The following is a 12,727-nucleotide window of genomic DNA, read 5'->3' as shown; positions in this document are numbered from 1 at the left end:
GCCGCAAGTCCCCCGGGCATCAGCCGCCGTCCCGCTCCCGCCAGCGGTCCATGGCGCGGTAGCCCAGGGCCTCCATGAGGTCCTCCCGGGCGATGGCCTCGCGCCCGGCCATGTCCGCCAGGGTGCGGGCCACCCGCAGGATGCGGTGGTAGGAGCGGGCGGAGAGCCGGAAGCGGTCCATGGCGGCCTCTAGGAGGCCCCGCTCCGCCGGTTTCAGGGGGGCCAGGCGTTCCAGTTCGCGGCCCGGGAGGGCGGCGTTGAGTGTCCCCTGGCGTTCCATCTGCAGGGCGCGGCAGCGGGCCACCCGTTCCCGCACCGCCGCGCTGGATTCCGGGGTCGGGGCGTTGCCCATGAGCACCTCCCGGGGCAGCCGTGGCATCTCGATGCACAGGTCGATGCGGTCCAGCAGCGGCGCCGAGATCCGTCCCCGGTGGCGGCGGCGCTGTTCCGGCGTGCACCGGCAACGGGGCCCCAGGTCGCAGTCGTAGCCCTGGGGGCAGGGGTTCATGGCCGCCACCAGCTGGAAGCGGGCGGGGAATTCCGCCTGGTGCGCCGCGCGGGAGATGGTGATGCGGCCGGTCTCCAGGGGCTCGCGCAGCACGTCCAGGGTGCGGCGGTCGAACTCCGTGAGTTCGTCCAAAAAGAGCACGCCGTTGTGGGCCAGGGAGATCTCCCCGGGGCGCGGTCGGGCGCCACCGCCCACCAGGGCCACGCCGGAGGCGGTGTGGTGCGGGGCGCGGAAGGGGCGCATGCGCCAGCGCCCGGGGTCGATCCCCAGGCCGCCGATGGCGTGCAGGGCTGCCGTCTCCAGGGCCTCCGTCTCTGCCATGGGGGGCAGCAGTCCCGGCAGGCGGCTGGCCAGCAGGGTCTTGCCGGTGCCTGGGGGGCCGATCATCAGCAGGTGATGTCCCCCGCTGGCCGCCGCTTCCAGGGCGCGGCGGCCCTGGGGCTGGCCGCGCACGTCCACCAGGTCGGGGGGCTCGGGACCTGGGGCGTCACCGGGGCCGCGGCCGGCATGGGGGGCCAGGGCGGTCTGGCCATGGAGATGGGCGCAGACCTCCAGCAGGTGCCCCGCCGGGAGGATGCGGGCCCCGTTCACCAGGGCCGCCTCGTCGGCATCCTCCCGGGCCAGCACCAGGGCGCGATCGTCCCGGGCGGACGCCATGGACGCCGGCAGGACCCCGCCGACGGGGCGCAGGGCGCCGGTGAGGCCCAGCTCCCCCAAAAATTCCATGCCCTCCAGTGCGGCCGCCGGGATCTGGCCCGAGGCCGCCAGGATGCCCAGGGCGATGCCCAGGTCAAAGCGTCCGCCCTCCTTGGGCAGGTCCGCCGGGGCCAGGTTGACGGTGATGCGCCGGGCGGGATATTGGAAGCCGCTGGTGGTGAGGGCGGCCTTGACCCGGTCCCGGCTCTCCTTCACGGCGGTCTCCGGCAGGCCGACGATATTGACCCCCGGCAGGCCGTTGGCCAGGTGGACTTCGATGTGTACCGGCGGGGCCTGGATGCCCAGCTGCGCGCGGCTGACGACGACGGCGAGGTCCATGGAGGTTCCGTTTCCGGTGGGCGTCCCTGTTCGCCTCCCGACTATACGGTCCCTGGATTGCGGCGTGAAGTGCCCAGTGAGGGCATGTTCCGGGATCGGGCTTGATCCCCATCATGTCTCCGCCCCCGGTGATCCCTTATAAGGGGACGATGATCATCCGGATCCCGTCTCCTCCACACAGCATGAGGGTATCCGTTGTGTCCCGATCGCTGATGCGCGCCGGCCTGTGTCTGCTCCTGCTGGTGATCGCCCCCGGGCTGCAGGCCGAAACCTGGGGCGGGGAGCCGACGGAGGATGGCCGGCCCCCCGTGCCCGCCTCCCGCCTGGATTCCACCGCTGATCACCATAAGTTCGCGGAACTGAAGGTGCCCCTGGAAACGGGTCCGCAGGTGACCCGCGCCTGTCTGAAATGCCACACCGAGGCGGCCCGCCAGGTGCAGGAGAGCATCCACTGGACCTGGGATTACCATCAGCCGGAAACGGGCCAGCGTCTGGGCAAGCGCAACATCATCAATAACCTGTGCCTGATGGTGCCGGGCAACGAGCCCCGCTGCACCTCCTGCCACACCGGCTATGGCTGGGAGGGGCCGGACTACGATTTCACCCTGGAGGAGAATGTGGACTGCCTGGCCTGCCACGACACGACAGGTACCTACGTGAAGTTCCCCACCGGGGCGGGGCATCCTCCGCTGGAGGACCGCACCTTCCAGGGGGAACTCATCCAGGCACCGGACCTGAACCATGTGGCCCGCAACGTGGGTGAGACCAGCCGTGAGACCTGTGGCGCCTGCCATTTCGAGGGCGGGGGCGGGGATGCCGTCAAGCATGGGGACCTGGACAGCAGCCTCCTGGATCCCCCCCGCAGCGTGGACGTGCACATGTCGCCCCAGGGGGGGGATTTCAGTTGCTCCACCTGCCATGAGTTCAGCGGTCACCGCCAGAATGCCAGCCGTTACCACATCAATGCCGATCCCCAGGCGGGTATCGCCATCCCCGGGCGCAGGAACGAGCGCCCGTCCTGCGAGTCCTGCCACGGGCACACCCCCCACGATCCCCGGATCCACAACAAGCTCAACCGGCATGCGGAATTCATCGCCTGCCAGACCTGCCATGTGCCGGAGCTGGCCCGGGGCGGGTTATCCACCAAGACCCTCTGGGACTGGTCCACCGCCGGGCGTCTGGACGAGGACGGCAACCCCGTGGTGGAGACCAACGCAGAGGGCCGCGTCATCTACCACGGCAACAAGGGCAGCATGGAGTGGGCCGAGGACTACCCTCCGGAATACCGTTGGTTCAACGGCAACATGCGCTACACCCTGCCGGAAGAGACCATCAACCCATCGCAGATCGTGAACATCAATGTCCCCGAAGGCACCCCCAGGGCGGAGGGGTCCGTGATCTGGCCCTTCAAGATCATGATGGGCCGTCAGCCCTATGACAAGGTGCACCAGACCTTGCTTCCGGCCAAACTCTTCGGGCCGGAGGAGGATGCCTTCTGGACCGGGTACGACTGGGACCAGGCCCTGGCCGCGGGGGTGGAGGCGGCCCGCGAGGCGGGCCATGAGGGTCTGCGCTTCAGCGGTGAATATGGTTTCGTGGAGACCCGCATGTACTGGCCCGTGAACCATATGGTGGCGCCGGCGGAGGACAGCCTGGGTTGTGCCCAGTGTCATGGTCAGGACGGTCGGCTGGAGGATCTGCCGGGGGTGTACATCCCCGGGCGGGACCGTCATCCGTGGATCGAGCGCGCCGGTTGGTGGGCCGTGGGGGGAGTCTCGCTGCTGGTGTTGCTGCACGGCGCCCTGCGCCTGATCCTTTACCGCAGGGAGCGGCGTGCCATCTGGGGCCGTTGAGCCCGTTGCGGCGCGGCCGGAGGGGCTCGGTTTTCAGCGGGGGCCCTCCGGCCCCCTGAACCCTGGAGAGAGCTGTCCATGACGGAAGTCCGTGTCTTCACCCTGTTCGAACGCTTCTGGCACTGGGCCCAGGCGGCCATCATCTTCGGGATGTTGTTCACCGGCCTGGAGATCCACGGTACCTATCAGTTGTTGGGCTATGATCTGGCCTTCTCCACCCATGTGGTCCTGGCCTGGTGTCTCATCGCCCTGACGGCCTTCGCCATCTTCTGGCACCTGACCACCGGGGAGTGGCGCCAGTACCTGCCCGATTACCATGGCATCTGGCCCATGGTCCTGTATTACACCTACGGCATCTTCTCCGGGGAGCACAAGCCCTACACCACCACCCCCGCCGCCAAGCACAACCCCCTGCAGCGCCTGGCCTACTTCGGGTTCAAGGCGGCCATCGCCCCGGCCCTGTGGCTCTCGGGTCTGATCCTGCTGTTCGACGCCTGGTGGCGGGGTACGGTGGTGGATCAGGTGATCTCCTTCGCCGCCGTGGCCTACGTGCACGTGGCCGCCACCTTCGCCATGATGGTCTTCATCATCGCCCATGTGTACCTGGCCGCCACCACCGGCCATCCCTGGTACGCCTATCTCAAGTCCATGATCACGGGCTATAAGGAGATGGACTAAGCGGCGCCCCGGCGGGTGCTGGGGGTCAGGCCGGCCCGCCCTCCTGGGGGGCCGGGCGATCCGTGTGTCCCGCCTGCGCCTGCGGTTCCAGGAAGTGCTTTTCCAGGGCCTGCACCCGGGATTCCATGGCCGCCAGGCGTTCCCGGGTGCGCTCCAGCAAGGCCGTCTGCACCTCGAATTCCTCCCGGGTCACCAGATCCATGCGCTGGAAGGTCCCGGAAAGTCCCGCCTTCAGGTTCTTTTCGATGTCCGCGTGCAGGTGCTGCACCGATTCCGGCATCATCTCGGTGAGCCGCTTCACCATGTCGTCCAGGGTCTTGTTGTCGATCATCGCCATGTCTCCTCTTGAGTTCTGTTGAGGGCATCGGTGGCCGTCGGTCCGCAGGCGGCCGCCGTGGATCCCTCCCTGGAGGCTTGCGCACCGCTTCCCTGCGGCGCACACCCCCTGCGGACCGACGGCCACCGATTCTCCACGGACCTTCATTCTAGCGGTCTCCCGCCCCGCCGGGCCATGATCCGCCGGTATTGCCTGCACCACCGCGGTGCAGTTTCCTGTCCCATTCCCCAAAAAGTTGCGCTGCGCTGCGGTCTTGTCCTTTGGGATGTCTTAAGTTTTTGTTTTGTAAATTAATATAAAATTGGCACGGCTTATGCATTTGTTCCTGTGGCAGATCCTATGACAACGCACTGCTTCGAGGAGATCGCATCATGCACAAGGTTTTCAATCGTCCCCTGCTGGCCACCGCCGTCACCACGGCCCTGGTGACCGGTACGTTCGTCTCTTCCTCCGCCGCCGCCGAGGTGAGCGCCAACATCGGTTTCACCAGCAACTATCTGTTCCGTGGCGTCACCCAGACCGATGACCAGGCCGCGGTGCAGGGCGGGGTGGACTATGCCCATGAGGGGGGCTTCTACGCGGGTACCTGGGCCTCCAACGTGGACTATGGTGCGGACAGCCGCGGCTATGAGGTGGATGGCTACTTCGGCCTGGCCGGAGGCATCGGGGACTCCGGTGTCGGCTTCGACGTGGGGTACATCTACTATGCCTATCCCAGCCTGGATGACTCGGATGTGGGCGAAGTCTACGGCGGGCTGGACTTCATGGGGGCCCATGCCATGGTGAACCTGGTCACCAATGCCGATGACAACAGCGCGGAGGATTCCCTGAGCTATGAACTGGGCTACGGCCTGGGCCTCACCGGGGACATGAGCCTGGACGGCACGGTGGGCTACGTGGACCCCGACGAGGGGGATGGGGATTACACCTGGTGGTCCGTCGGCCTGACCCGGGCCACGGAGCTTGGGGACTTCACCCTGGCCTACACCCAGAACGACATCGACGATGGCAACGCCGATGATCCCCGGGTCTCCGTGGCCTTTGGCATGTCCTTCTGAGCCGGGGCCGCATCGATCCATGCACACCCGGGGCGGCCGTGCGGGCCGCCCCCCTTCAAGGAGCAGCGAACATGAAGCTGGTAACCGCAATCATCAAGCCGTTCAAGCTGGACGACGTGCGTGAGGCCCTGTCCGAGATCGGGGTGCAGGGGATCACCGTCACCGAGGTCAAGGGCTTCGGGCGGCAGAAGGGGCACACCGAACTCTACCGGGGCGCGGAATACGTGGTGGACTTCCTGCCCAAGGTGAAGCTGGAGGTGGCCGTGGACGATGGTCTGGTGGATCAGGTCATCGAGGCCGTGAGCCAGTCCGCCAACACCGGCAAGATCGGGGACGGCAAGATCTTCGTCTTCCCGCTGGAGCAGGCCATCCGCATCCGTACCGGCGAGACCGGCTCCGACGCACTCTGACCCCCATCCAAGGCTTTACTATCTGGCGGAGGACGCAACGTGGAAAATCAAGTCATCGAGATCGCATACGCACTGGACACCTTCTATTTCCTGGTGTCCGGGGCCCTGGTCATGTGGATGGCCGCCGGCTTCACCATGCTGGAGGCGGGCCTGGTCCGCTCCAAGAGCACGGTGGAGATCCTCACCAAGAACATCGCCCTCTATTCCATCGCCTGCATCATGTACATGATCATCGGCTACAACATCATGTACGGCGGCGGCATCAACAGCCTCATCCCCAGCTTCTGGCCGGTGCTCAGCAGCGTGGACCATAGCGTGGAGGAGGTGGTCGCCAGCGGCGGGGAGGTCTACTACTCCAGCCTTTCGGACTTCTTCTTCCAGGTGGTCTTCGTCGCCACCGCCATGTCCATCGTCTCCGGCGCCGTGGCCGAACGCATGAAGCTCTGGGCCTTCCTGATCTTCTGTGTCGTGCTCACCGGCTTCATCTATCCCTTCCAGGGATTCTGGAGCTGGGGCGGGGGCTTTCTCAGCAACCTGGGCTATTCCGACTACGCCGGTTCCGGCATCGTGCACCTGACCGGTGCCGTAGCCGCCCTGGCGGGGGTCCTGCTGCTGGGGGCGCGCAAGGGCAAGTACGGGCCCAAGGGTCAGATCAACGCCCTGCCCGGGGCCAACCTGCCCCTGGCCACCCTGGGGATCTTCATCCTCTGGCTGGGCTGGTTCGGCTTCAACGGTGGCTCGGAACTGAAGGTGTCCGATGTGGAATCCGCCAACAACGTGGCCCGGGTGTTCACCAACACCAACCTGGCGGCGGCCGGCGGCGTGGTGGCCTCGCTGATCACCTCCCGCCTGCTCTTTGGCAAGACCGATCTCACCATGGGCCTCAACGGTGCCCTGGCGGGGCTGGTGGCCATCACCGCGGAACCGCTCATGCCGCATCCGCTGCTGGCCACCCTCATCGGCTTCATCGGCGGCGTGCTGGTGGTGTTCTCCATCGTCCTGCTGGACAAGATGCGCATCGACGACCCGGCCGGGGCCATCTCCGCCCACGGTACGGTGGGGATCTGGGGGGTGTTCGCGGTGCTGCTGTCCAACCCGGACGCCACCTTCCTGGCCCAGCTGGCGGGGGTGGTCTCCATCTTCACCTTCGTCTTCGTCCTCAGCCTGCTCTTCTGGCTGCTGCTCAAGGTGACCATGGGCATCCGGGTGAGCGAGGAGGATGAGATGAGCGGTGTGGACATCGCCGAGTGCGGCCTGGAGGCCTATCCGGAGTTCACCGCCACGCGCAAGTGAGCCCCTTGATCCCTGCAGATGCATGTCCCTTGCGGGCGCCCTCGGGCGCCCGCTTTTCTGTGGGGGGCTTCCGTCAGGGTGCGCCGTCCTCGTCGGTGCGCAGGGCCCGGGGGAGGGAGAAGGTGACCTGCTCGGCCCGGCCCTGGTGTTCCACCAGGGCCTCGGCGCCCAGGGGGCGGAGATGGTCCACCACCTGCTGCACCAGCAGCTCCGGGGCGGAGGCCCCGGCGGTGAGCCCGATGCGCCGGCAGCCCTGCAGCCACTCGGGGCGGATGTCCGCGGCGGTGTCGATGAGATGGGCCGTGACCCCCATCTTCTCGGCGATCTCCCGCAGGCGGTTGGAGTTGGAGCTGTTGGGGGAGCCCACCACCAGGATGAGATCGCATTCCCCGGCCAGGGCCTTGATGGCGTCCTGACGGTTCTGGGTGGCGTAGCAGATGTCGTCCCGGCGCGGCCCCTGGATCTTCGGGAAGCGCTCCCGCAGGGCCTCGACGATGCCGCGGGTGTCGTCCATGGAGAGGGTGGTCTGGGTGACGTAGGCCAGATGCTCCGGATCCTTCACCTGCAGGCTGCGCGCCTGGGCCTCGTTCTCCACCAGATGGATGTCCCCTCCGCGGCTGCGGTCGTACTGCCCCAGGGTGCCGTCCACCTCCGGGTGTCCGGCATGACCGATGAGTACCACCTCTTCGCCCTTGGCGGCGTGCCGGGCCACCTCCATGTGCACCTTGGTGACCAGGGGGCAGGTGGCGTCGAACACCTGCAGGCCCCGGCGTTCGGCCTCCTGTTGCACGCTGCGGGGTACGCCGTGGGCGCTGAAGATGACGGTGGCCCCGTCCGGGACCTGGTCCAGTTCCTCCACGAAGATGGCCCCCTTCTGCCGCAGTTCGTTCACCACGTAGCGGTTGTGCACCACCTCGTGGCGCACGTAGATGGGGTGGCCGAAGCGTTCCAGGGCCCGTTCGACGATCTCGATGGCCCGGTCGACGCCGGCGCAGAAGCCGCGGGGGTTGGCGAGGAGGATCTGCATGGCTGGGGGTCCGTATCGTTGGGTGTGGAGATCGTGTTCAGGGGGCCGGGTCGTCCGGGGGGTCCGCTTCGCGCCGGCGACGGGACGGGGGTTCGGGCAGGAGGCTGCCGGCGATGAGCAGCACCGCGCCCACGGTGATGGCGCTGTCGGCCAGGTTGAAGGCGGGCCAGTGATAGCCGGCGTAGTGCAGGTCGATGAAGTCGATGACATGGCCGTGCCAGACCCGGTCGATGACGTTGCCCAGGGCCCCCCCCAGCACCAGGGCCAGGGCGGCGGCGGTGAGCCCTTCCCCGGGGGACAGGCGGCGCATCCAGACCACAAGGATCACGCTCACCCCCAGGGCCAGGGCGATGAACAGCCAGCGCTGCCAGCCGCCGGCCTCCCCCAGGAGGCTGAAGGCCGCACCGGTGTTGTACACCAGGGAGAGGTTGAAAAAGGGCAGCACCTCCACGGGGGCGAACTGCACCAGCTGGTGCTCGGCGATGGACTTGGTGAGCTGGTCCAGGCCAAGGACGGTGACGGCGAGCCAGAGCCATCGGAGCATGGGCATCCCCCCGGTTCAGGCGAAACGCCGGCGCTCGCCGGGGCCCGCCACGTTGCTCACACAGCGGCCGCAAAGACCCGGGTGGTCGGGGTCCGCGTCCACGTCCTCGCGGCGGTGCCAGCAGCGCACGCACTTGGGGTGCGCGCAGCGGGACACGCGCACCGCCAGGGGGGTGCCGTCGGGCAGCGGGGTCTCCACGGCATCCGCCGGGGCCTCGGCGCGGGCGTGGACGCGGGCATGGGAGGTGAGGAGCACGAAGTGCAGCTCATCTTCCAGACGCCCCAGGACCTCCTCGAGACCGGCGTCGCAGTACAGATCCACCTCCGCGTCCAGGGCGGCACCGATGTCCCCGGCGTTGCGCAGGCGCTCCAGTTCGCGGCTGACGCACTGGCGTACCTCCAGCACCCGCCGCCAGTCCTCCACCCCCAGGGGGGCATCCGACCCCAGGGGAGAGAGGTCCTCGTACCAGGTGTTGAGCAGCACCGAGGCGTTGCGCTCCCCGGGGATGTGTTGCCAGATCTCCTCGGCGGTGAAGCTGAGGATGGGGGCGAGCCAGCGGGTCATGGCCTCGACGATGTGGTACATGGCCGTCTGTGCCGAGCGCCGGGCGCGGCTGTTGGCCTGGGTGGTGTACTGGCGGTCCTTGATCACGTCCAGGTAGAAGCTGCCCATCTCCACGGAGCAGAAGTTGTGCACCCGCTGGTAGATCTGGTGGAACTGGTACTGGTCGTAGGCGCGGATCACCTGCTGCTGCACCCGCAGGGCCTGGTCCACCGCCCAGCGGTCCAGGGGCAGCAGATGGGCTGCCTGCAGGCGGTCGCGGGCCGGGTCGAAGCCGTTGAGGTTGGCCAGCAGGAAGCGGGCGGTGTTGCGCATGCGCCGATAGGCATCGGCGGTGCGCTTGAGGATCTCGTCGGAGACGGCCATCTCGCCGCTGAAGTCGGTGGCCGCCACCCACAGGCGCAGGATGTCGGCCCCGAGGGTGTCCATCACCTTCTGCGGCGCCACCACGTTGCCCCGGGACTTGGACATCTTCTGGCCCTGGGCGTCCACGGTGAAGCCATGGGTGAGCACGGCGCGGTAGGGGGCCTCGTCGCGCATGGCCACGGCGGTGAGCAGGGAGGACTGGAACCAGCCCCGGTGCTGGTCCGAGCCCTCCAGGTAGAGGTCCGCCGGCAGCCCCAGGCGGCGTTCGGTGACGGTGGCATGGGTGACGCCGGAGTCGAACCAGACATCCAGGGTGTCGGTGACCTTCTCGAAGCGTTCGGCGTCCTCCCCCAGCAGTTCCTTGGGGTCCAGGGCGAACCAGGCCTCGATGCCTTCCCGCTCCACCCGCTGGGCCACCTGCTCGATGAGCTTTTGGGTGTCCGGGTGCAGGGCGCCGGTCTCCCGGTTCACGAACAGGGGCATGGGCACGCCCCAGCTGCGCTGGCGGGAGATGCACCAGTCGGGGCGGTGGGACACCATGCCCTCGATGCGGGCGCGGCCCCAGTCGGGCACCCAGCGTACCCGGCCGATGGCCTCCAGGGCCTTCTCCCGCAGTTCCGCCTTGTCCATGCTGATGAACCACTGGGAGGTGGCCCGGAAGATGATGGGGGTCTTGTGGCGCCAGCAATGGGGATAGCTGTGGCGGAACTTCTGTGCGTGCACCAGCTGGCCCCGTTCCCGCAGCACCTCCACCACGTGGCCGTTGGCCTCGTCCACCGTCTCGCCGGCAAACAGGGGGGTGTCCGGCAGGAAGCGGCCATCCCCGCCCACCGGGTGGTCCACCGGCAGGCCGTAGCGCAGGCCCACGATGTAGTCCTCCTGGCCGTGGCCCGGTGCGGTGTGCACGGCGCCGGTGCCTGCCTCCAGGTTGACGTGATCCCCCAGGATCACCGGCACCTGGCGGTCATAGAAGGGATGCTGCAGCAGCAGCCCTTCCAGGGCGGCGCCCCGGGCCCGGGCCACGATGCGGTACTCCTCCAGGCCGTAGCGGGCCATGAGGCCCTCCACCAGATCGGCGGCCACCAGCAGGCGTTCGCCGGGCACCGCCACCAGGGCGTAGTCCAGTTCCGCATTCAGGGCTACGGCCTGGTTCGCCGGCAGGGTCCAGGGGGTGGTGGTCCAGATGACCACGCTCACCGGGCCGTCGCCGGTGTCCGGCGCCAGCTGCATGCGCCGCAGCAGGTCTTCCTCCTCCAGGGCATGGAAGCGCACGTCCACCGCCACGGAGGTCTTGTCCTCGTATTCCACCTCCGCCTCGGCCAGGGCCGAACCGCAGTCCACGCACCAGTGCACGGGCTTGTACCCCTGGACCACGTGGCTGCGCTCGATGATGCGCCCCAGGGCGCGCATGATGTCCGCTTCGTTGGTGTAGTCCATGGTCAGGTAGGGGCGGTCCCATTCCCCCAGCACCCCCAGGCGCTTGAAGTCACGGCGCTGGCGTTCCACCTGCTCCAGGGCGTAGGCGCGGCAGGCCTCGCGGAAGGCCCGGGGATCCTCCGCCTTGGCCTGTTTGCCCCGGGCGCGTTCCACCTGCAGCTCGATGGGCAGACCGTGGCAGTCCCAGCCGGGGATGTAGGGGGCGTCGTAACCCGCCAGAGTGCGGCTCTTGACGATGATGTCCTTGAGGATCTTGTTCACCGCGTGGCCGATGTGGATGTCGCCGTTGGCGTAGGGCGGGCCGTCGGCCAGGATGAACCGGGGCCGGCCTGTGCAGGCCGCGCGGATCTGTTCGTACAGACCGTCCCGCTCCCAGGCGGCGAGCATCTCCGGTTCCCGCCGCGCCAGGTTGCCGCGCATGGGGAAGTCGGTCTTGGGGAGGTTCAGGGTGTCTTTGTAGTCGGGCTTCAAGCTGGGTTACCTCGAATCAGTCCGGCGTGCCGTCCCGGGGGGTGTCCGCCCCGGCGGGGGCGTCGTGGGCCCGGAAGAAGGCCCGGGCGTTCCGGACATCCCGGGCGATCTGGGCCTGCAGGGCCTCCAGGGTGTCGAAGCGGGTCTCGTCCCGCAGGCGGTGCAGCAGGTCCACGTGCAGATGGCGACCGTACAGGTCCCCGTGGAAGTCCAGCAGGTGCACCTCCAGGCGGTGGTCCAGGCCGTTCAGGGTGGGGCGGCGGCCGGCGTTGGCCACGCCCCGCAGCGGCTCGCCCGGCACCCCGAAGACCTCCACGGCGAAGACCCCACGTACCGCCATGGGATTGTGGCCCAGGCGCAGATTGGCGGTGGGGAAGCCCAGGCGCTGGCCTTGTTTGTCGCCGTGGAGGACGCGGCCGTTGATGCGGTAGGGGCGCCCCAGCAGCTTCTCCGCCGTGTCCATGTCTCCCGTCTCCAGGGCCCGGCGGATACGGGTGCTGCTCACCCGGCCGCCGTCGATGTGGAAGGTGTGCATGTGGGCCACCTCGAAGCCCTGGGCGCGTCCCGCTTCCTGCAGGGTCTGGAAGTGGCCGCTGCGGTCGTGGCCGAAGCGAAAGTCGTCCCCCACCACCAGATAGCGCACCCCCAGGCGTTCCACCAGCAGCCGGTCGATGAAGGTCTGCGCCGGCATCGCCGCCAGGTGGGCGTCGAAGCGCAGGCACAGCAGCCGGTCCACGGAGAAGCGCCGCAGGGCCAGGACCTTGTCCCGGAAGCGTTGCAGGCGCGGCGGGGCGGCATCCCCCAGGAAATGCTCCCGGGGCAGGGGTTCGAAGGTGATCACCACCGTGGGCAGCCCCAGCTCGGCCCCCTTCTCGGCCAGTTGCCCCAGCACCGCCTGGTGCCCCAGGTGGACGCCATCGAAGTTGCCGATGGTGGCCACCGACCCCCGGTGCCGGGGCCGGAGGTTGTGGGCCCCGCGTATCAGTTCCATGGAGACATTCGCAAAAGCATTGATTATACGCGGTGGGGCCGGGCGCGGGGCAAGGAGGCGGATCAGGGCAATTGTAGACACGAAATGAGTCGCATTTGATTAATTTAGCCTGAAGCGCTATAGCTGGAGCATTTGAGGTTAGCCCTAATGTCCCAGCT

11 protein-coding genes are annotated in these 12,727 nt (G+C 68.0%); 5 read left to right on the top strand and 6 right to left on the bottom strand.

Translation table 11 applies throughout. From position 1 onward, the window contains the following. Window positions 1-19: 19 nt before the first annotated feature. Window positions 20-1,543, bottom strand: coding sequence for a YifB family Mg chelatase-like AAA ATPase (locus tag BM214_RS10470; protein WP_090486758.1), 1,524 nt, complete (start codon window positions 1,541-1,543; stop codon window positions 20-22). A 197-nt stretch (window positions 1,544-1,740) separates the two neighbouring features. On the opposite strand from BM214_RS10470, the gene BM214_RS10465 reads away from it, so the two are divergent. Continuing rightward, window positions 1,741-3,396, top strand: coding sequence for a tetrathionate reductase family octaheme c-type cytochrome (locus tag BM214_RS10465; protein ID WP_244887960.1), 1,656 nt, complete (start codon window positions 1,741-1,743; stop codon window positions 3,394-3,396). A 78-nt stretch (window positions 3,397-3,474) separates the two neighbouring features. Further along, on the top strand, window positions 3,475-4,074 hold the full coding sequence (locus BM214_RS10460) for a cytochrome b/b6 domain-containing protein (RefSeq protein ID WP_090486752.1): 600 nt from the start codon (window positions 3,475-3,477) through the stop codon (window positions 4,072-4,074). 25 nt (window positions 4,075-4,099) lie between these two features. Here BM214_RS10460 and BM214_RS10455 read toward each other — a convergent pair whose 3' ends face one another. Beyond that, window positions 4,100-4,405, bottom strand: coding sequence for an accessory factor UbiK family protein (locus tag BM214_RS10455; RefSeq protein ID WP_090486749.1), 306 nt, complete (start codon window positions 4,403-4,405; stop codon window positions 4,100-4,102). Between the two features lie 377 nt (window positions 4,406-4,782). Here BM214_RS10455 and BM214_RS10450 point away from each other — a divergent pair, with 377 nt between their 5' ends. The 3 genes from BM214_RS10450 (at window position 4,783) to BM214_RS10440 (ending at window position 7,172) form a co-directional block, all read left to right on the top strand. Beyond that, the gene (locus tag BM214_RS10450) at window positions 4,783-5,469 is read left to right on the top strand and encodes a TorF family putative porin (RefSeq protein ID WP_090486747.1); all 687 of its coding nucleotides are present in this window, start codon (window positions 4,783-4,785) and stop codon (window positions 5,467-5,469) included. A gap of 71 nt (window positions 5,470-5,540) precedes the next feature. Next, complete coding sequence (glnK, locus tag BM214_RS10445) at window positions 5,541-5,879, top strand: P-II family nitrogen regulator (protein ID WP_090486744.1); 339 nt, start codon at window positions 5,541-5,543, stop codon at window positions 5,877-5,879. A 39-nt stretch (window positions 5,880-5,918) separates the two neighbouring features. Further along, a complete protein-coding gene (locus tag BM214_RS10440) occupies window positions 5,919-7,172 on the top strand; it encodes an ammonium transporter (RefSeq protein WP_090486740.1) in 1,254 nt (417 codons plus the stop codon). A gap of 73 nt (window positions 7,173-7,245) precedes the next feature. Here the strand turns inward: BM214_RS10440 and ispH are convergent, their stop codons facing one another. The 4 genes from ispH to ribF all read right to left on the bottom strand — a co-directional run bounded on the left by ispH (window position 7,246) and on the right by ribF (window position 12,569). Then, on the bottom strand, window positions 7,246-8,199 hold the full coding sequence (gene ispH / locus BM214_RS10435) for a 4-hydroxy-3-methylbut-2-enyl diphosphate reductase (RefSeq protein ID WP_090486737.1): 954 nt from the start codon (window positions 8,197-8,199) through the stop codon (window positions 7,246-7,248). A gap of 37 nt (window positions 8,200-8,236) precedes the next feature. Further along, on the bottom strand, window positions 8,237-8,743 hold the full coding sequence (gene lspA, locus BM214_RS10430; protein ID WP_090486869.1) for a signal peptidase II: 507 nt from the start codon (window positions 8,741-8,743) through the stop codon (window positions 8,237-8,239). A 15-nt stretch (window positions 8,744-8,758) separates the two neighbouring features. Next, on the bottom strand, window positions 8,759-11,527 hold the full coding sequence (ileS, locus tag BM214_RS10425; RefSeq protein WP_218149059.1) for an isoleucine--tRNA ligase: 2,769 nt from the start codon (window positions 11,525-11,527) through the stop codon (window positions 8,759-8,761). 67 nt (window positions 11,528-11,594) lie between these two features. Beyond that, complete coding sequence (gene ribF, locus BM214_RS10420) at window positions 11,595-12,569, bottom strand: bifunctional riboflavin kinase/FAD synthetase (protein WP_090486730.1); 975 nt, start codon at window positions 12,567-12,569, stop codon at window positions 11,595-11,597. Between the last annotated feature and the right edge of the window lie 158 nt (window positions 12,570-12,727).

It is taken from the genome of Ectothiorhodospira mobilis (assembly GCF_900114895.1).
GTDB lineage: Bacteria > Pseudomonadota > Gammaproteobacteria > Ectothiorhodospirales > Ectothiorhodospiraceae > Ectothiorhodospira > Ectothiorhodospira mobilis_A.
The sequence above is the reverse complement of the archived record's forward strand: the minus strand, read 5'-3'. Positions and strand labels throughout refer to the sequence as shown.